At 72.0% G+C, this 18,798-nt stretch carries 18 protein-coding genes; 6 read left to right on the top strand and 12 right to left on the bottom strand.

Annotated elements, in window-relative coordinates:
- Window positions 1–51: 51 nt before the first annotated feature.
- From G9Q37_RS19960 to G9Q37_RS19930, 7 genes are read right to left on the bottom strand one after another with little or no spacing between them, the layout of a single operon-like run.
- Entirely contained in the window at window positions 52–1,332 is a 1,281-nt protein-coding gene (locus G9Q37_RS19960; protein WP_166230073.1) for a TRAP transporter large permease subunit, read from the bottom strand.
- Window positions 1,329–1,862, bottom strand: a complete 534-nt coding sequence (locus G9Q37_RS19955; protein WP_166230071.1) for a TRAP transporter small permease — start codon at window positions 1,860–1,862, stop codon at window positions 1,329–1,331. The genes G9Q37_RS19960 and G9Q37_RS19955 overlap by 4 nt, the downstream gene beginning before the upstream one ends.
- Complete coding sequence (locus tag G9Q37_RS19950; RefSeq protein WP_166230069.1) at window positions 1,862–3,565, bottom strand: FAD-dependent oxidoreductase; 1,704 nt, start codon at window positions 3,563–3,565, stop codon at window positions 1,862–1,864. Before G9Q37_RS19950 ends, G9Q37_RS19955 begins: the two co-directional genes overlap by 1 nt.
- Window positions 3,562–4,371, bottom strand: a complete 810-nt coding sequence (locus G9Q37_RS19945; protein WP_166230067.1) for a sugar phosphate isomerase/epimerase family protein — start codon at window positions 4,369–4,371, stop codon at window positions 3,562–3,564. The genes G9Q37_RS19950 and G9Q37_RS19945 overlap by 4 nt, the downstream gene beginning before the upstream one ends.
- On the bottom strand, window positions 4,341–5,252 hold the full coding sequence (locus G9Q37_RS19940; protein WP_166230065.1) for an NAD-dependent epimerase/dehydratase family protein: 912 nt from the start codon (window positions 5,250–5,252) through the stop codon (window positions 4,341–4,343). Before G9Q37_RS19940 ends, G9Q37_RS19945 begins: the two co-directional genes overlap by 31 nt.
- Window positions 5,249–5,938 (bottom strand): hypothetical protein, encoded by a 690-nt coding sequence (locus tag G9Q37_RS19935; protein WP_166230063.1) that lies wholly within the window; start codon window positions 5,936–5,938, stop codon window positions 5,249–5,251. Before G9Q37_RS19935 ends, G9Q37_RS19940 begins: the two co-directional genes overlap by 4 nt.
- Before the next feature lie 3 nt (window positions 5,939–5,941).
- Window positions 5,942–6,973 (bottom strand): TRAP transporter substrate-binding protein, encoded by a 1,032-nt coding sequence (locus G9Q37_RS19930; protein WP_205710682.1) that lies wholly within the window; start codon window positions 6,971–6,973, stop codon window positions 5,942–5,944.
- Window positions 6,974–7,110: 137 nt separating this feature from the next.
- On the opposite strand from G9Q37_RS19930, the gene G9Q37_RS19925 reads away from it, so the two are divergent.
- Window positions 7,111–7,995, top strand: coding sequence for an IclR family transcriptional regulator (locus G9Q37_RS19925; RefSeq protein ID WP_166230061.1), 885 nt, complete (start codon window positions 7,111–7,113; stop codon window positions 7,993–7,995).
- Here G9Q37_RS19925 and G9Q37_RS19920 read toward each other — a convergent pair.
- From G9Q37_RS19920 to G9Q37_RS19910, 3 genes are all read right to left on the bottom strand, one after another.
- Complete coding sequence (locus G9Q37_RS19920; protein WP_166230059.1) at window positions 7,979–8,347, bottom strand: ankyrin repeat domain-containing protein; 369 nt, start codon at window positions 8,345–8,347, stop codon at window positions 7,979–7,981. The two genes, G9Q37_RS19925 and G9Q37_RS19920, sit on opposite strands and share 17 nt — an antisense overlap.
- A 55-nt stretch (window positions 8,348–8,402) precedes the next feature.
- A complete protein-coding gene (locus tag G9Q37_RS19915; protein ID WP_166230057.1) occupies window positions 8,403–8,840 on the bottom strand; it encodes a DUF4148 domain-containing protein in 438 nt (145 codons plus the stop codon).
- A gap of 144 nt (window positions 8,841–8,984) precedes the next feature.
- Window positions 8,985–9,887 carry a LysR family transcriptional regulator gene (locus G9Q37_RS19910; protein ID WP_166230055.1) on the bottom strand — a complete coding sequence of 301 codons (903 nt, stop codon included), beginning with the start codon at window positions 9,885–9,887 and terminating at the stop codon, window positions 8,985–8,987.
- A 120-nt stretch (window positions 9,888–10,007) separates the two neighbouring features.
- Between G9Q37_RS19910 and G9Q37_RS19905 the strand changes: the two genes are divergently transcribed.
- Complete coding sequence (locus G9Q37_RS19905; protein ID WP_166230052.1) at window positions 10,008–10,439, top strand: PACE efflux transporter; 432 nt, start codon at window positions 10,008–10,010, stop codon at window positions 10,437–10,439.
- Window positions 10,440–10,448: 9 nt separating this feature from the next.
- Here the strand turns inward: G9Q37_RS19905 and G9Q37_RS19900 are convergent, their stop codons facing one another.
- Entirely contained in the window at window positions 10,449–10,775 is a 327-nt protein-coding gene (locus G9Q37_RS19900; RefSeq protein ID WP_166230050.1) for a hypothetical protein, read from the bottom strand.
- 146 nt (window positions 10,776–10,921) lie between these two features.
- Window positions 10,922–11,833: a LysR family transcriptional regulator gene (locus G9Q37_RS19895; RefSeq protein ID WP_166230048.1), complete on the bottom strand. Its 912-nt coding sequence runs from the start codon at window positions 11,831–11,833 to the stop codon at window positions 10,922–10,924.
- A gap of 112 nt (window positions 11,834–11,945) precedes the next feature.
- Between G9Q37_RS19895 and G9Q37_RS19890 the strand changes: the two genes are divergently transcribed.
- The 4 genes from G9Q37_RS19890 to G9Q37_RS19875 all read left to right on the top strand — a co-directional run bounded on the left by G9Q37_RS19890 (window position 11,946) and on the right by G9Q37_RS19875 (window position 18,794).
- Complete coding sequence (locus G9Q37_RS19890; RefSeq protein ID WP_166230047.1) at window positions 11,946–12,779, top strand: alpha/beta hydrolase; 834 nt, start codon at window positions 11,946–11,948, stop codon at window positions 12,777–12,779.
- A 119-nt stretch (window positions 12,780–12,898) separates the two neighbouring features.
- On the top strand, window positions 12,899–14,104 hold the full coding sequence (locus tag G9Q37_RS19885) for an efflux RND transporter periplasmic adaptor subunit (protein ID WP_166230045.1): 1,206 nt from the start codon (window positions 12,899–12,901) through the stop codon (window positions 14,102–14,104).
- Between the two features lie 17 nt (window positions 14,105–14,121).
- Window positions 14,122–17,358 carry an efflux RND transporter permease subunit gene (locus G9Q37_RS19880; protein WP_166230043.1) on the top strand — a complete coding sequence of 1,079 codons (3,237 nt, stop codon included), beginning with the start codon at window positions 14,122–14,124 and terminating at the stop codon, window positions 17,356–17,358.
- Window positions 17,358–18,794, top strand: coding sequence for an efflux transporter outer membrane subunit (locus G9Q37_RS19875; protein ID WP_166230041.1), 1,437 nt, complete (start codon window positions 17,358–17,360; stop codon window positions 18,792–18,794). Before G9Q37_RS19880 ends, G9Q37_RS19875 begins: the two co-directional genes overlap by 1 nt.
- Window positions 18,795–18,798: the final 4 nt, after the last annotated feature.

Below are 18,798 nucleotides of genomic sequence, written 5' to 3'. Positions count from 1 at the left end.
CCGCTCAAGGCCCAGGGCCCGCTCGGGTACCGCCGGGCCCTGGGGCCCGCCTCAGCCGTAGAACCAGCGCGCCGGCACCAGCACCAGGCTGGGGAAGAACACCAGCAGGAACATCACGCCGAACTGCACCAGCATGAAGGGCCACACCCCTTTGGTGACCGCGTCCATGCTCACCTTGCCCACGCCGGCCACGGTGCTGAGCACCGTGCCCACGGGCGGCGTGACCAGGCCGATGGCGTTGTTGATCATGAACAGCACGCCGAAGTACACCGGGTCAATGCCCGCGGCCTTCACAAGCGGCATGAACACCGGCGTGAGGATCAGGATGGTGGGCGTGAGGTCCATGGCGGTGCCCACCAGCATGGTGATCACCATCATCACCAGCAGCAGCAGCGTGGGGCGGTCGAGCAGGGGCTGCAGCAGCGCGATGAGCTCGGCCGGCAGGTTGGCGACGGTGATCATCCAGGCCGAGACCATGGCCGCCGCCACCAGGAACATCACCACCGACGTGGTCTGTGCGGCCGATCGGAACAGGCCGAACAGCTGCGACCAGCGCAGCTCGCGGTAGACGAACACCGACACCAGCAGCGCGTACACCGCGGCCACCACCGCGGCCTCGGTGGGCGTGAACACGCCGAACTTCAGGCCCACCACCACGATCACCGGCAGGCCCAGCGCAAAGGTGGCGTCGCGCGCCGCGCCCAGCATCTGGGCCAGGCTGGCGCGCGGCTGGGCCTCGATCTTGTCGTGCCGCACCAGCCACCACCAGGTGAGCCACAGCGCCGCGCCGAGCATGATGCCGGGCGCGATGCCGGCCATGAACAGGCGCGAGATCGACACGTTGGCCGCGACGCCGAAGATCACGAAGCCGATGCTGGGCGGAATGATGGGCGCGAGGATGGCGGCCGACGACAGCAGACCGGCCGAACGCGCGGGGTCGTAGCCGGCGCGCTTCATCATGGGCAGCAGCAGCGCCGACAGCGCGGCCGCGTCGGCCACGGCCGAGCCCGAGAGCGCGGCCATCATCACCGCGGCCATGATGCCCACGTAGCCCAGGCCGCCGCGCACGTGGCCCACGAGCGTGATGGCCAGGTTCACGATGCGCCGCGACAGGCCGCCCGCGTTCATGATCTCGCCCGCGAGCATGAAGAAGGGCACGGCCAGCAGCGGGAAGCTGTTGGCGCCCTCGATCACGTTCTGCGCCAGGATCTGCGGATCGAACATGTTCAGGTGCGCCATGAGCGCGGCGCCGCTGAGCAGCAGGGCGAACGCGATCGGCATGCCCAGGGCCATGCCGCCGAGCAGGGTGACGAGGAAGATCGTGAGGATCATGGCCGTGCCTGCGCGTGCGGCTGCTCTTCGGAGCCGGCAAAGCCCAGCAGCATGTCGTCGCTGCCGCCGCCGCCGAGCACCTGCACGAGTTCGTGCAGCACCACGAGTCCGCCCAGCACTCCGAACACCACACCGCTGGCGTAGAAGATCGCGCTGGAGACCTGCATCACCGCGCTCAACGCGTCGCGGTTGATCAGCGTCTGCTGCCAGCCGCCCAGCACCACCAGCACACACACGAACAGCATGCCCAGGCGCGCCAGCACGAAGCACAGCTTGCGGCCGCCGCGCGAGAGCCGGCCGACGAGCATGTCGGTGCCCAGGTGCTGGCGCGTGTGCAGGGCCACGAAGGCGCCGAGGAAGGTCATCCACACGAAGAGCCAGCGCGACAGCTCTTCGGACACGGTGATGCCCGAGTTGAAGCCGTAGCGCAGCACCACGTTGCCGAACACCATGAGCACCATGGCCGCGAGGCAGATCACCATCAGCCACTCGAACAGGCGGCAGATGTGTCCTATGAGCCGATTCACCATCAGGGGGTCTCCAGGGGGTCTGGGGTTCCGCGGCGCAGGGCCAGTGCCGCCGCATGGGCGAACACGATCGCGGGACCGAGGTTGATGCCGGGTCCGGGGTAGTGCGACCCCATCACCGACTGCATGTCGTTGCCCACGGCGTGCAGGCCGGGGATGGGCCCGTCGGGCCCGAGCACGCGCGCGGCCGCGTCGGTGAGCAGGCCGCGGCTGCCCGCGATGTCGCCCACCTGCAGCCGCAGCGCATGGAAAGGGCCTTCGCGCAGCGCGCGCAGGCTGGGGTTGGGCACCACCGCGGGGTCGCCGAGGTGGCGCTGGTAGGGGGTGCGGCCGCGGCCGTGGTCGCTGTCCAAGCCGGCGTCGGCCAGTGCGTTGAAGCGCGCCACGCTGCGCACCAGCGCATCGGCGGGCACGCCCATGGCCCGGGCGAGTTCGGGCAGCGTGCGGGCCCGCAGCACATGGCCTTCGCGCACGTACCGGCGCAGGCCGCGCGCCCCGGGCCGCACCAGGCCCAGGCCGTAGCGCTGCACGGCCTCGCGGTCGGCCAGCAGCCAGGCTGCCGCCTCGCCGCCGGCCGGCGCGTGGGCCAGCATGGCTTCGCCGAAGCGGTGGTAGGAGCTGCTCTCGTCGAGGAAGCGGCGGCCCTGCGGATCCACCACCAGGGTGCCGGGCTTGGCGCGGTCGAGCACGAAGTGCGGGAACACCGCGGTGCTGCCGTCGCGCCGCGGGTGCACCGACACCGGCGCCCAGCAGGCGCTGCTGCTGGGCGCGTCACCCAGGCGCGCGCCCAGGCGCAGCGCATCGGTCAGCAGGGCGCCCTGCGAGGTGCCCGCGCGCGGGCTGTGGCGCACGGCCGGGGGCAGCCAGCGCGCGCGCCAGTCGGGGTGGTCGTTGAAGCCGCCGCCGGCCATCACCACCGCGCGGCGCGCCCGGCAGATCAGCGTGGTGCCGTCGCGCTGCAGCCGCACGCCGCAGACGCGATCGCCGTCGTGCAACAGGCCCAGCGCGGCGCTGCGCGTCCACACCGGCACGCCGCGCTCGCGCAGTGCGTGCAGCAGCCATCCCACGAGCGCATTGCCCATCACCAGCCGCGTGCCACGCGGGTGGCGCAGGCGGTCGGCGGCGTGGCGCGCGAGCAGGCCCGCGGCGTGCCGCAGCGAGGCCCAGGAACGGCCCATGGCCAGCAGGTGGCCGATGTCGGTGCGGTCGACCATCATGCCGCCGAGCACGGTGAACTCGGGAATGGGCGGCCGCAGGCGCGCGAAGTCCGCGCCGAGCCGGCGACCGTCGAAGGGCGGGCATTCGAGCACGCGGCCCGCGGTGCTCGCACCGGGCAGGTCGCCCAGGTAGTCGGGGTGGTGGGCAAAGGCGCGCAGGGGCACGCCGGCTTCGGATTCGAGCCGCTGGACCGCGTCCGCGCCCAGGCGCAAGAAGGCCTCGCGCAGCGCGGTGGGGCTCTCGCCCTGCGTGGCCGCGGCCAGGTAGGCGGCGGCGCGCTCGGGCGTGTCGCCGGCCGCGGCGCCATGCAGCGTGTTGGGGATCCACATTGCCCCCGCCGACAAGGCGCTGGTGCCACCGATCCAGAGGCTCTGCTCGAGCACCAGCACGTCCAGGCCGTCGAGCGCCGCGAACAGCGCGGTGGCCAGGCCGGCCGCGCCCGAACCCACCACGATCACGTCGTGCTCATGCGCTTGCGGGGTGTTCATGAGCGGCCCACGGCTTCGAGCAGCGCGCGCGCGCCGCGGTGCAGCGCACGCGCCTTATCGAGCGGCGATCGCGCATCGGCCAGCGGCGCTTCCACCGACACCACCAGGCCTTCGGGCAGCGCGCGCAGCATGCCGCGCAGGTCGAGCCCGCCTTCGCCGGGCACGAGCCGCGCCTCGCGCGCCTGGCGCAGCAGCTCGGCCTCGTCGCTTGGCCGCTGCGCGGGCGCGTCGCAGATCTGGAAGTAGCTCCATTGCGCGGCGGGGATAGCCGCCAGCGCCCCGGCCCCGTCGCCCGAGCGGTCGAGGTGGATGGCGTCGACGATGAGCCCGCCCCCGGCCTCGGCGGCCAGGGCCAGCACGCGCTGCGCCGACGCGAGGTTGCGCACGCCGCGCCAGGGCATGAACTCCAGGCCCATGCGCAGACCATAGCGCCGGCCCAGCACCGCGAGCTCGGCGAAGCGCTCGGCCAGGCGCGCCTCGTCGTGGCCGTCGCCGGCCACCAGCACATGGCGCGCACCCAGGCGGGCGGCGGCTTCGAACAGGGCCTCGTGGTCGGCGGCCACGCTGTCTTCGCGCAGGCCCACGAGTTCGACGTCGTGCACCGCCACGCCGAGGGCGTCCAGGCGGGCCAGCGTCTCGCGCATGAGGGGCGAGCGCCCGAGCATGGGGAACACGGCCTGGCCGGGCATGGCCGCTGCGAGCCTCAGGCCGAGCAGACCAAAGCCGGCGGCGGCCGCGGTCTCCACCACCTGCGGCGGCGAGAGTTGCAGCACGCTCAGGTGAGCGAGGCAGAGCGGGTGTGCCATGCGCGGCAGACCTCCAGGGTGCGGGCGATGCCCTCGGCCAGCGGCGTGACCGGCAAGGCCGCGATGTCGGGATGGGTGGCGCCCTGCGCGATGTCGGGCGACAGCGCCAGCGGCGGGCCTTCGCTGCCCAGCCTGGCGTCCGGGCACTGGCGCCGGATCTCGTCGATCACCGCGTCCACCGCGTGCACCTCGCCCACCAGGTCGGCCAGATGGGCGCCGGCCAGCGGCAGACGCAGCGCGTGTTCGATCACGCGCACCACGTCGTCCACGTGCACCATGCCCGCGCGGCCGCTGAAGGGCACGCGGTAGGGTCGGCCCTGCACCGCGGCCTCGCAGGCCAGGCTCACGCCCGCGCTGGCGCCGAGTTCGCGCCCCGGGCCATAAACCACGAAGGGCCGCAGACCCAGGCTGCCGATGCCGGCGTCGTGCCACCAGGCGCGCGCGCTGCCTTCGCAGGCCAGCTTGAACGCGCCGTAGTGCGTGGTGGGTTCGGGGTGGCGCGCGTGCTCGGGGCCGAACACGCCGGCCGAGCTCGCGTAGATCACGCGGTGAATGCCGTGCCGGTGCGCGGCATCGAACACGTTGAGCGTGCCCAGCAGGTTGACGCGCGCGCCCTGCACGGGCGCCTCGCGGCAGAAGGGCGTGAGCACGCCCGCGAGGTGCACCACCGCGTCGCAGGCGGTCGTGGCGCGCACCACGGCCTCGGCGTCGCACACGTCGGCGCGGCACCACTCGATGCGCTCGAGCGGCACGCCGATGCGCTGCAGCAGCGCCGAGGGCGCGGCCAGGTCGAGCGCCCGCACGGCGTGACCGGCTTCGGCCAGGCGACGCAGCGTCCAGGCGCCCACGAAGCCGTTGGCGCCAGTCACCAGCAGCTTCATGCCATGTCCGTGGGGAGGGCCGAATAGGCGAGCGCGTAGCGGCCGTGCACCACGTCGCGCGCGCCAAGCGCGGCGAGCGCGCCGGCGCTCAGCGCGCCCTGCGCGAGCGCGTCGAGGGCGCGGGCGTCGTAGCCCGTGACCACCAGCACCCAGTCGGCCACGGCGTCGCCGCCGCGGATCTTCTGCTCCGCGGTCTGCGCGATCGGCGGCGCGCGGTGGCGCAGCAGGTGCGCGCCCGTGAGCCCGGGCTGCGAGGGCCATTCGCGCAGCCAGCCGGTGAGCCGCGCGCGCAGGCCGCCGGGGGCCTCGGCCGCGTCGGCCTGCGTGGGCGACAGCCGCACCGTGAGCGCTTGCGCGGCGGTGACCGCGCCCTGCGTGGCCAGCACCTCACACTGGCTGCGCACCATGCGCAAGTGCAGCGACATCATGCTGACCGACCAGGGCGTGGGCGCGTTCAGCCGCGCCAGGTAGGCCGGCGAGCCCAGCACGGCGTGGTCCTCGAGTTCGTACATCACGAACACACCGGGTCCGCCGCCGGCCTCGCGCCAGCGCGTGGCGCGGCGAAAGCCCGCGATGCCCAGGCGCTCCGGAAAATGCTCATGCGCATGCCAGTGGCAGAAGCCGTCGAAGCCATCGGCCCCGACCTCCCACCACATGGCGAGCGCCGCCTTGCCCAGCAGTGCCATGGATCACTTCCCGCCGCGCAGGCGGGCCAGTTCGTCGACGACCTGCTTGTAGACGCCCTCGCCCACTTCGCGCGAGAACTTGTCCACCACCGGCTGCACCTTCTGGCGCAGGCGCGCGAGCTCCTGCGGCGAGACCTCGTTGACCTGCATGGTCTTCTTCAGGCCCTCGACGGCCTGCGCCTCCTTGGCCAGCGTGGCCTCGCGCTGCACCTTCTTCGCCTCGTCGGCGGCCTCGCGGATGATCTTGCGCTCGGCCTCGGACATGGCGTCCCAGGTCTTCTTGCTCATGAGCAGCGGCATGCCGGTGTACACGTGGCGCGTGAGCGAGAGGAACTTCTGCACCTCGGCGAACTTGGCCGACTCGATCACGCCCAAGGGGTTGTCCTGACCGTCCACGGTGCGCGACTCGAGCGCGCCGTAGAGCTCGCCGAAGGTCATGGGCACGGGGTTGGCGCCCAGCGTGGTGAACAGGTCGACGAAGATCGGCGAGGCGATCACGCGGATCTTCAGGCCCTGCACGTCTTCAAGGCGCGCGATCGGGCGGCGGCTGTTGGTCATGTGGCGAAAGCCCAGGTCCCAAACGCCCAGGCCGACCACGCCGTGCGGCGCGAGGTCTTCCTGCATCTTGCGGCCAATGGGGCCGTCGGCGATGGCATAGGCCTCCTGCGCGTTGTTGAACAGGAAGGGCAGGTCGAACACCATCTGCTGCTTGTCGATCGACGCCACCAGGCCGGTGGCCATGGACGTGAAGTCCAGCGTGCCGCCGCGGATTGCCGACAGGTTCTGCGGGTCGCTGCCCAGCACCGCGCCGGGGAACAGCGTGACCTTCATCTTGCCGCCGCTCTTTTGCGCCACCGCATCGGCGAACTTCTTCGCGCCGGTGCCGAAGGGGTGGTCCTGCGCGAGGCTGAAGGCGAAGCGCAGGTTGCGCTCCTTGATGTCCTGGGCTTGCGCGGCCACCGCGCCGCACAGCGCTGCACCCGCGACGAGGGCCATGAACGCACGGCGCAGGGGATGGAAGCGATGGGAATGCATGGGCTTGTCTCCGGTCTGGGTGTGAAAGCCGCGCATCATGCACATTTTGTGAATGCCTTTCAAATTTTTGATATCTTTCAAAATTTGAAAGCTGCGATGATTCTCCCCACGATCCCTGCCCACAACGGAGACAACGCATGAGCGGCTCGCTCGAAAAATCCCTGGCCATCCTCGAGTACCTCGCGAACCACCCCGACGGCGCGCCGCTGGTGCAGATCGCCACCGCGCTCAACCAGCTGCGCAGCGGCTGCCACCGCACGCTGCACGAGCTGATCCGCTTCGGCTACGTGCGCCAGCTGCCGCAGCGCGGCGACTACGCACTGAGCACCAAGCTCGCCTCGCTGGGCCTGAGCTACCTGAGCCGCTCGGGTGTGGTCGACATCGCGCAGCCCGTGATCAACCGGCTGGCCGAAGCCACCGAAGAACTGGTGCGGCTCGCGGTGGTCGACGGCGAGCGGCTCACGCTCATGGCCAAGGCACAGGGCGCGCGCAGCGGCCTCAAGTACGACCCCGACATGGGCATCGACCTGCGCCTGTCGTGCAGCGCCGCGGGCCACGCCTGGCTCATGACGCTGTCCGAGGACGCGGCCATCGCCTGCGTGACGCGCCAGGGCATGGGTGACCCGCGGCATTTCGGCCCCAACGCGCCCACCAGCATCAAGGCCCTGCTCAAGATGCTCGACGAGCACCGCAAGCGCGGCTACAGCCTGATCCAGGACGTGTACGCACCGGGCATGAGCTCGATGGCCGCGCCCGTGGCCCGGCCCAAGGAGCCGGCCACCGGCGTGGTGGTGATCGCCGGGCCGTCGTCGCGCCTGACGCACAAGCGCATGCTGGGTTTCGCGCCGCTGCTGCTGACCGCGGCCAGCGAGCTCGCCGACGCGGGCAATGCCTCGCCGCTGCTGAAGGCCGCGAACGTGGGCACCTGGGGCAATGTGGGCGAGGCCGCGGCGCCGGCACGGCGGCCCGCGCGCCCGCCGGCCAAGGCCACGCCGCAGGGCCGCGTCAACCGGGCACGCTGAGCCAGCGCGCGAGCCACTGACCCAGACCGCGGCGGCGCGGGGCCTCCGGTGGTGGCGGCTCGATGCCCAGCCGGGCCAAGCGCCCCAGCACGCTGGCCATGCCCACATGGCGCGCGGCCTCCACAGGCGTCATGCCGTCGAACTCGGAATGCAGGCGCGGATTCGCGCCGTGGTCGAGCAGGTGGTGGGCCACCGCCTCCTGGCCCGCGAGGATGCAGGCCACGAGCGGCGTGGACAAAAATTCGGGGTGGGCGTAGTTCACGTCCACCCCGTTCTTCACGTGGTATTGCACGAGGGCGAGATCGCCCCCGCACGCCGCGTTGAAGAGCTCCTTCCAGTCGCCTCCGGACATGCACGGCCTCCTTGTTGTGAAAGCCGTGCATTGTGGCGGCGATCGGTCAGCGCGCTCAGTTCATAAACGCCTCGCGCTCCATGGGCGAGAACGCCAGGTTCTGGTTCTGCACCGAGCGGGCCGCCGCGAACTGCATCTGCTGCAGCTGTTCCTCGGTGGGCACGGGCATCAGTTCGCCCTGGGCCACCAGGCCCATGCGGTAGGCCTCCTGGGCTTCGGCCTGCACGTAGGCGCGGCTCAGGTAGCTGTTGCTGCGGGCCTGGTGCTCGGGGGCCGTGGCCTCGCCGCGTTCGATCAGGCCGGCCCGTTCCAGGCCCACCACGGGCGACTGCACCTGGCTGCGGGTGGTGTCGCTCTGCACCTCGGTGCTGGTGAACTGCAGCGGCTCCTCCTGCAGGGTCGGGCCTTGCAGCGGGCCGTCGGCGAAGCTGGCGCCGGCCGCCACACCCAGGGCCAGGGCGATGGGGAAGAGGACACGTTGCGATGCTTTCATGGCGATTCCTTTCAGCGGGTTGGATCGGAAGTTCGAGGCCCGCCGCGCGGCGGCCGGCCCTGAAACCCCAGTGTTCCCGCGCGCCGGCGCCGCGGCTGTAGGACATCGCGCCGTGTCCGGGGCGGACAAGGCCGACCCTGCGCCTCAGCCCGGGGCGGCCTCGCGCGTGGCCTGGCGCATGAGCTCGATGAAGCGCTGCGCCCCCAGTCCCATGGGCCGCTCGTTGTGCCAGACCACGTCGACCCACACGCGCAGCTCGTTGCTGATGTTGCCGAAGCGGATCTCGGCCAGCGCCCCCGCGGCCACCAGAGGCGCCACCAGCCGGCGCGGCAGGTAGGCCCAGCCCAGGCCGGCCTGCACCAGGCTCAGCGTGGCCAGGTGGCTGTCGGTGCGCCAGATGTGGCGCGACAGCAGCAGCCGCGGGTCGCGGCCCTTGGGGTCGCGGCCGGCCACCGCGATCTGCCGCACGTCGATCAGGTCGTTGAGCTGCAGGCTGCCCTGGCGCGCGCGCGCCTCGGGGTGCTCGGGCGAGATCACCGCCACCAGCACCTCCTGGCCGAGCTCCTGGAAGCCCTCGCGCTCGTCGGTGCCCGGGCGCTCGAACACCAGCGCCAGTTGCGCCTCGCCCGAGTGCAGCATCTTGAGCGCGTCGGCCTGCGGCGCCGAGAGCACCTCGACGATCAGCGCCGGGTACTCCGTGGCCAGCACCGCGAGCGGCTGGCTCCAGGGCGCCGACAGCAGTTCGGGCGCGATGGCGATGGTGAGCTGGCGCTCCAGCCCCTGGTGCAGGGCCTGCGCGTGCGCCTGCAGCCGCCGCCACTGGCCCGCGATCTGGCGCGCCTGCGGCTCGAGCGCGCGCGCCGAGTCGGTGGGCCGCGGCTCGCGCGTGCTGCGGTCGAACAGCGTGAGGTCGAGCTCGGCTTCGAGCTGCGCGATGGTCATGCTCACGGCCGAGGGCACGCGCCCGAGCTGGCGCGCCGCGGCCGAGAACGAGCCCGCGTCGAGCACCGCCAGGAACACGCGCAGGTTGTCGCTGGTGAAGGCCATGAACCCAAACCTATCAGAATTTCTGAAAGCTTCCGACTTTTTTGTTCAGAAACAGACACATAAGATGCCCGCATTGCCCCCGCCATCCGGCCCGGGGCGCCCCATCCCGGAGCGTTCGCCATGCAAGGCCTCCGACGCAAAGTCGTCTACCTCACCCTTTACGAAGCCATCGCCATCGTGTCGTCGAGCGCCGGCCTGGCGCTGCTTTCGGGCAGCGGCATGGGCCACGCGAGCGTGGCCGCGGTGGCGGCCTCGGTGATCGCCGTGGTGTGGAACCTGGTCTACAACACCCTGTTCGAGCGCTGGGAAGCGCGCCAGACCACCAAGGGCCGCAGCGTGCTGCGCCGCGTGGTGCACGCCGTGGGCTTCGAAACGGGCCTGGTGGTGACGCTGGTGCCGCTGTTCGCCTGGTGGCTGGGCATCACGCTCTGGCAGGCCTTCGTGCTCGACCTTGGCCTGATCGTGTTCTTCCTCGTCTACACCTTCGTGTTCAACCTGGCGTTCGACCGCGTGTTCGGCCTGCCGGCCTCGGCCGCGCCGGCGCAGGCCTGAGCCGCGCGCTCAGGAATCCTGGAACAGGCTCTCGCGCACGCCCGAGCCATCGGGCAGCGCGAAATCCTGGCGCACCGCGCGCCCGAAATAGCCCTGGCGCACCGCCTGGCTGGTCTGCCAGGCCGCGATGGTGTTCTGCGCGCGCTGCGTCTCGAGCAGGCGCATGGCCGGGGTGCGGAAGTAGATGATCAGCGCGGCCTCGCGCGCGTTGAAACCCTCGCTCTGGCCGAGCGCAATCACGGCGCGCCGCAACTGCGGGTTCACCGTGTTCGACGCGATGCCCAGCTCGCCCAGAGCGAAGCGCAGCGCGATGCGGAACCAGAGCGTTTTGAACATGCCATCGATTGGAGCAGCGCCGGCGCGCGCGCGCATCGGGACATGCCCCGAGCCTCGCCCATCGGGGGGAAAACCCGGGCCGCGGCGCGCGCGGATGCGGCATGCGCGCAACGCGTGCGTGCGGTCGGCGCCCGGTCAGCGCGCGGTCAGCGCGCAATGTGCGGGTGCTTCGCGAACTGCTCGGCCGCCCACTCCACGAAGGCCCGCACCTTGGCGCTCAGGTGGCGGTTGGGCGGGTACACCACCCACACCGGGATCGCAGGCACCTGCCAGTCTTCGAGCACGCGCACCAGCTCGCCACGCTCGATGTGCGGGATGACCGAGAAGCTGCCGGTCTGGCCCACGCCCAGGCCCGCGAGCAGCGCGGCCGTCATGGCGTTGCTCTCGTTCACCGCGAGCCGGTAGCGGCCCGCGATTTCCAGCCGCTCGCCGTCCTTCTCGAATTCGTTCGGGTACAGCCGGCCGGTGCGCGTGGAGAAGTAGTTGATCAGCGTGTGTTCGTCCTCGAGCTGCCCCGGGTGCGTGGGCGCGCCGTAGGCCGCGATGTAGGCGGGCGAGGCCACGGTGAGCAGCGGCACGTTGCCGATGCGCCGCGCCACCAGCGACTGCTCCTGCAGCTCGCCGCCGCGGATCACGCAGTCCACGTTGTCGGTGATCAGGTCCACCGGCCGGTCGCTCACGCCCATGTCCAGGCGGATGTCGGGGTAGCGGCGGTAGAAGTCGGGCAGCGCGGGAATGATGATCTGCCCCGCCACCGAGGCGCCCACGTCCACGCGCAGCCGCCCGCTCGGGCTGGCCTGCGCGTTGCTCATGCTGGCCTCGATGTCGTCGAGGTCGTTGAGCAAGCGGCTGGTGCGCTCGTAATAGGCCGCGCCGTCGGGCGTGACCGTGACGCGCCGCGTGGTGCGGTTGAGCAGCTTCACCTTCAGGCGCGCCTCCAGGTGCTGCACCAGCTTGGTCACCGTGCCCTTGGGCAGGTCGAGCGATTCGGCCGCCTTGGTGAAGGTGCCTGCTTCCACCACCCGCGCGAACACGCGCATCGATTGGATCTGATCCATGCCTCTCTCCTGCGGTCGTGCCGCGTAGGGGGCGGATTGTTCATGCTTTGGAAACAGACCTGTGGGCACCAAGGGCTTTTTCCGCGCCACAGGGCTGCCTATAGTCGCCGCCATGGTTTCCACTGCCCCCCATCCCGTGCCGCCGACCGCCACCGAGACCCTGAGCCTGCCGGGCCAGGCGCCGATGGCGCTGCGCGTGTGGGGCCGCAAGCCGCGCGGCGCGCGGCTGCCGCTGGTGCTGCACTTCCACGGCGGCACCTTCACCAGCGGCGACATGGACAGCGGCGCCTGCCTGGCCGAACTGCTGGCCGAGGCCGGCGCCATCGTGGCCTCGCTCGACTACCCGCTCGCGCCCGCGCACCGCTTTCCGGTGGCGGTGGAAGCGGGCCACGCCGCGCTGGGCTGGCTGCACAAGCAGCGCACGCGCCTGGCGGGCAAGGACGCGCCGCTGTTCGTGGCCGGTGAAGAGGCCGGCGGCAACCTCGCGGCCGCCGTGGCGCTGATGGCGCGCGACCGCGCCGCGCCGCCGCTGGCGGGCCAGATCCTGGTGGCGCCCATGCTCGACCCCTGCAACGCCACCGCCTCGCTGCGCGAGAAGCTGGGCAGCTGCACCGAATGCAAGTGGGCCGACGGCTGGCAGCAGTACCTGCGCGGCCCCATGGACGCCGAGCATCCCTACGCCGTGCCGGGCCTCGCGCAGCGCCTCGCGGGCCTGCCGCCCACGCTCATCCTCACGAGCAGCGACGACCCCTTGCGCGACGAGGCCCTGGCCTATGCCGAGCGCCTGCGGGGCGCGGGCATCGCCGTGCACGGCGGCCTGCTGCAACCGGCCACGGGCTGGCCCGAATCGCTGAGCGAGCAGCCCGCCGACGCCTGCCCCTTCGCCGACGACGTGCGCGCGCAGCTGCGCGCCTTCCTGCAGGCCACCGCGCCGCCGCCTTCGTGATCGCGGCGGCCGCGCGCCGCCCGCTCCTTCCGCCGCATTCCCCTGGTTTCCCCCATCGCTCCCCCGGCCACAAGCCGGGGCGGGCCGCTGTTTTCTTTTTTCTCAGGAAAGCCCTCACCATGCCCCGCTCTCCCCTGTTCCCGCGCCGCCTCTGGTGGCCCACCGGCACCGCGATCGCGGCCGTCGCCGTGGCCGTGTTCGTGCTCACGCAGAAAGCCCCGAGCGCCCAGGCGCAGGCGCCCGCAGCGCCGCCGCCCATGCCGGTGTCGGTGGCCACGGTGGAGGCCACCGAGGTCGCGGCCTGGCAGGCCTTCTCGGGCCGGCTCGAGGCCGTGGAGCGCGTCGAGGTGCGCTCGCGCGTGGCCGGCGCGGTGCTGGCCACGCACTTCCGCGAAGGCGCGCTGGTGGCCAAGGGCGATCTGCTGGTCACCATCGACCCCGCGCCCTACGAAGCCGAACTCGCGCGCGCCCAGGCCCAGGCCACGGCCGCACAGGCCCGGCTCACGCACGCCAGCGGCGAATACGCGCGCTCGCAACGCCTGTGGGAAGACAAGGCCATCGCCCAGCGCGAGCTCGACGACCGCCACAACGCGCTGCGCGAGGCCGAGGCCAACCTGCTCGCCGCACAGGCGCAGGTGCAGAGCGCGCGCCTGAACCTGGGCTACACCCAGGTGCGCGCGCCCGTGGCCGGCCGCATCGGCCGGCTCGAGGTGACCGTGGGCAACCTGGTGGCCGCCGGCCCGGGCGCGCCGGTGCTGGCCCACCTGGTCTCGGTGAGCCCCATCTACGCGAGCTTCGACGCCGACGAACAGACCGTGACCCGCGCGCTCCAGGGCCTGGGCGCGCGCGCCACGCTCGAGCGCATTCCCGTGCAGATGGGCACGGGCGAGGGCGCCGACACGCCGCACACCGGCCAGCTCCAGCTCATCGACAACCAGGTCGACCCGCGCAGCGGCACGGTGCGCGTGCGCGCCGTGTTCCCCAACACCGACGGCCGCCTCATTCCCGGCCAGTTCGCGCGCATCCGCATGGGCGAGCCGCAGCGCAGCCGCGCACTGCTCGTGAGCGAACGCGCCGTGGGCACCGACCAGGACAAGAAGTACGTGCTGGTGGTGGGCGACGACAACAAGACCGCCTACCGCGAGGTGCGCCTGGGCGCGAGCGTGGACGGCCTGCGCACCGTGCTCAGCGGGCTCGAACCCGGCGAGCGCATCGTCGTCAACGGCCTGCAGCGCGTGCGCCCCGGCGACGTGGTGCAACCCCAGCCCGTGCCCATGAACGCGCGCGCCGGGCAAACCCAGCAACTCGCCGCGGCCAAGCCCTGAGCCGCCGGAGTGCCGCCATGAACCTCTCCAAATTTTTCATCGACCGGCCGATCTTCGCGGGCGTGCTCTCGCTGCTGATCCTGATCGCCGGCCTGGTCGCGCTGCGCGGCCTGCCCGTGTCCGAGTACCCCGAGGTGGTGCCGCCCTCGGTGGTGGTGCGCGCCCAGTACCCGGGCGCCAACCCCAAGGTGATCGCCGAGACCGTGGCCACGCCGCTCGAAGAAGCCATCAACGGTGTCGAAGGCATGCTCTACATGGGCAGCCAGGCCACCACCGACGGCGTGATGACGCTGACCGTGACCTTCGCGCTCGGCACCGACCCCGACAAGGCCCAGCAGCTGGTGCAGAACCGCGTGTCGCAGGCCGAGCCGCGCCTGCCCGAAGAGGTGCGCCGCCTGGGCGTGACCACGGTCAAGAGCTCGCCCGACATCACGATGGTGGTGCACCTGGTCTCGCCCAACGACCGCTACGACATCAACTACCTGCGCAACTACGCGGTGCTCAACGTGAAGGACCGCCTTGCGCGCATTGCCGGCGTGGGCCAGGTGCAGGTCTTCGGCGGCGGCGACTACGCCATGCGCGTGTGGCTCGATCCGCAGAAGGTCGCGCAGCGAGGCCTCTCGGCCAGCGACGTGGTGGCCGCCATCCGCGGCCAGAACGTGCAGGCCGCGGCCGGTGTGGTGGGCGCTTCGCCCGGCCTGCCGGGCGTGGACGTGCAGCTCTCCGTGAACGCGCAGGGCCGGCTGCAGACCGAAGAAGAGTTCGGCGACATCATCGTGAAGACCGGCAGCGACGGCGCCGTGACCCGGCTGCGCGACGTGGCGCGGCTCGAGATGGGCGCGGCCGACTACGCGCTGCGCTCGCTGCTCAACAACGAGCCCGCGGTGGGCATGGGCGTGTTCCAGGCGCCCGGCTCGAACGCGCTCGAGATCTCGGCCCAGGTGCGCGCCACCATGGCCGAGCTGCAGAAGAACATGCCCGAGGGCGTGGAGTACCGCATCGCCTACGACCCCACGCAGTTCGTGCGCGCCTCGATCGACTCGGTCATCACGACCCTGCTCGAAGCCATCGCGCTGGTGGTGATCGTGGTGATCGTGTTCCTGCAGACCTGGCGCGCGTCCATCATTCCGCTGCTCGCGGTGCCGGTGTCGGTGGTGGGCACCTTCGCGGTGCTGCACCTGCTGGGCTTTTCCATCAACGCGCTGTCGCTGTTCGGGCTGGTGCTGGCCATCGGCATCGTGGTCGACGACGCGATCGTGGTGGTGGAGAACGTGGAGCGCAACATCGAGGCCGGCCTGAGCCCGCGCGAGGCCACCTACCGCGCCATGCGCGAGGTCTCGGGCCCGATCATCGCGATCGCGCTGGTGCTGGTGGCGGTGTTCGTGCCGCTGGCCTTCATCAGCGGTCTCACGGGCCAGTTCTACAAGCAGTTCGCGGTGACCATCGCGATCTCCACCGTGATCTCGGCGGTCAACTCGCTCACGCTGTCGCCCGCGCTGTCGGCGCTGCTGCTGCGCGGCCACGACGCGCCCAAGGACGCGCTCACGCGCGGCATGGACCGCGTGTTCGGCCGCTTCTTCCGCGCCTTCAACCGCTTCTTCGACCGCAGCGCCCAGGCCTACAGCGGCGGCGTGCGCCGCGCGATCTCGCGCAAGGCGCTGATGATGGGCCTGTACCTGGTGCTCGCCGCGCTCACCGTGGGCCTGTTCAAGGCCGTGCCCGGCGGCTTCGTGCCCGCGCAAGACAAGCAGTACCTGATCGGTTTCGCGCAGCTGCCCGACGGCGCCACGCTCGACCGCACCGACGAGGTCATCCGCCGCATGGGCGAGATCACGCGGCGCAACCCCAACGTGGAAGACGCCATCGCCTTCCCGGGCCTGTCCATCAACGGCTTCACCAACAGCTCCAACGCCGGCATCGTGTTCGCCACGCTCAAGCCCTTCGCCGAGCGCCGCCGCGCCGACCAGAGCGGCGCCGCGGTGGCGGGCCAGCTCAACCAGGCCTATGGCGAGATCCAGGACGCCTTCGTGGTGATGTTCCCGCCGCCGCCCGTGGCCGGCCTGGGCACCACCGGCGGCTTCAAGCTGCAGCTCGAAGACAAGGCCTCGCTGGGCTACGAAGCCATGGACGCGGCGGTCAAGGCCTTCATGGCCAAGGCCTACCAGACGCCCGAGCTCGCGGGCATGTTCACGAGCTGGCAGGTCAACGTGCCGCAGCTCTATGCCGACATCGACCGCACCAAGGCGCGCCAGCTCGGCGTGCCCGTGACCGAGATCTTCGACACCCTGCAGATCTACCTCGGCAGCCTCTACGTGAACGACTTCAACCGCTTCGGCCGCACCTACAGCGTGCGCGCCCAGGCCGACGCGCCGCACCGCGCACGCGCCGAAGACATCGGCCTGCTCAAGGTGCGCTCGACCAGCGGCGAGATGATCCCGCTGTCGGCGCTGCTCAAGGTGGATTCGGCCTACGGCCCCGAGCGCGCCATGCGCTACAACGGCTACCTCTCGGCCGACATCAACGGCGGCCCCGCGCCCGGTTATTCCTCGGGCCAGGCCCAGGCGGCCATCGAGCGCATCGCCGCCGAAACGCTGCCGCAGGGCATCGGCTACGAATGGACCGAGCTCACCTACCAGGAGATCCTGGCCGGCAACTCGGCGCTGTGGGTGTTCCCGCTCGCGGTGCTGCTGGTGTTCCTGGTGCTCGCGGCGCAGTACGAGAGCCTCACGCTGCCGCTGTCCATCATCCTCATCGTGCCCATGGGCCTGCTCGCGGCCATGACCGGCGTGTGGCTCGACGGCGGCGACAACAACGTGTTCACCCAGATCGGGCTCATCGTGCTCGTGGGGCTGTCGGCCAAGAACGCGATCCTGATCGTGGAGTTCGCGCGCGAACTCGAGTTCGCGGGCCGCTCGCCGGTGCAGGCCGCGATCGAGGCCAGCCGCCTGCGGCTGCGCCCCATCCTCATGACCTCGCTGGCCTTCGTGATGGGTGTGCTGCCGCTGGTGCTGGCCACCGGCGCGGGCGCCGAGATGCGCTCGGCCATGGGCGTGGCCGTGTTCGCCGGCATGATCGGCGTGACCGCCTTCGGCCTGTTCCTCACGCCCGTGTTCTACGTGCTGCTGCGCCGCCTCGCGGGCAACCGCCCGCTGCGCCAGCACGGCACGCACGAAGCCTTTGCCACCGGCACGGGCAGCACGGGCGGCGCCGGCGCCGACCTGCGCGCCCTGCCCGCCGCGCCCCTGAAACACTGATGGAGTTCCCCGTGACCAAGCCCCTGCTCTCGCGGCTGCTGCCGCTGGCCGCCGCCCTTGTGCTGGCCGGTTGCGCCGCCGCCCTGCCCCCGCTGCCCGCGGCCACCGACACGCCGCCCCAGTTCAAGGAGCAGCGCGACCCCGCGCGCTGGACCGTCGCGCCCGCCGCCGAAGCGCAGCCGCGCGGCGAATGGTGGAAGGCCTTTGGCGACCCGGTGCTCGATGACCTGGTGGCGCGCGCCGACGCGCACAACACCGACGTCGCACAAGCCGGCGCGCGGCTGGCCCAGGCGCGCGCGCTGCTGCGCGGCGCGCAGGCCGATCGCGCGCCGCAGATCGGTGTGGGCGCGCAGGCCGCGCGCAACGCCGGCGCCGCCACCACCGGCGGCCCCGCGCCCGCCACGCTGCTGCAGACCGGCGTGAACCTGTCGTACGAGCTCGACCTGTTCGGCCGGCTCGCGCGCGCCCAGGACGCCGCCGCGCTCGACGCACAGCAGCGCGAAGCCCTGCTGCAAAGCACGCGGCTGCTGGTGCAGGCCGAGCTCGCGCAGACCTACCTTGCGCTGCGCGCCACCGACACCGAACGCGCGCTGGTGCAGGACACCGCGCGCGCCTATGGCGACACGCTGCGCCTCACGCAACGCCGCTTCGAGGCCGGCGACGTGGCCGAGCTCGACGTGATCCGCATCCAGACCGATCTCGCGGCCACCGAGGCCGAGGCCTTTGCGCTGGAGCGCCAGCGCAGCGCGCTGGAGAACGCGTTGGCGGTGCTGGTGGGCGCGCCCGCGAGCGGCTTCACGCTGCCGACCCGGACCGCGGACAACACCGCGCGCGAGTTGCCCGTGATCCCCGCGGGCGTGCCCGCGAGCGTGCTCGCGCGCCGGCCCGATGTGGCCGCCGCCCAGGCGCAGCTGCTCGCGGCGCAGGCGCGCGTGGGCGTGGCGCAGACGGCGTGGTTCCCCAGCGTCTCGCTCACCGCGGCGGCCGGCTTTGCCTCGCCCGAGCTCGGGGACCTGTTCAAGTGGTCGGCGCGCGCCTGGGGCGTGGGTGCGCTGCTCGCGGTGCCCCTGTTCGACGGCGGCCGCCGCGACGCCGGTGTGCAGAGCGCGCAGGCCCAGTTCGATGCCTCGGCCGCGCAATACCGCGGCCAGGTGCTCAACGCGCTGCGCGAGGTGGAAGACCAGCTCGCCGCGCTGCGCCTGCTCGACGAACAGGCGCAGGCCCAGGGCCGCGCGGTGAACGCCGCGCAGCGCGCGAGCGCGATCGCGGAAACGCGCTACCGCAACGGCCTGGTGAGCCAGCTCGAACTGCTCGATGCGCGCCGCAACGAACTCGCCAACCGCCGCCAGGCCCAGCGCGTGGCCGCCACGCAGCAGCAGGCCACGGTGCAGCTGATCCGCGCGCTGGGTGGGGGGTGGGAGGTGGCGGCGCGCTGAAGCC

This window comes from Hydrogenophaga crocea (genome assembly GCF_011388215.1).
Lineage (GTDB): Bacteria > Pseudomonadota > Gammaproteobacteria > Burkholderiales > Burkholderiaceae_C > Hydrogenophaga > Hydrogenophaga crocea.
Note: the sequence above shows the minus strand (reverse complement) of the source record. Positions and strands in the feature narration are given on the sequence as shown.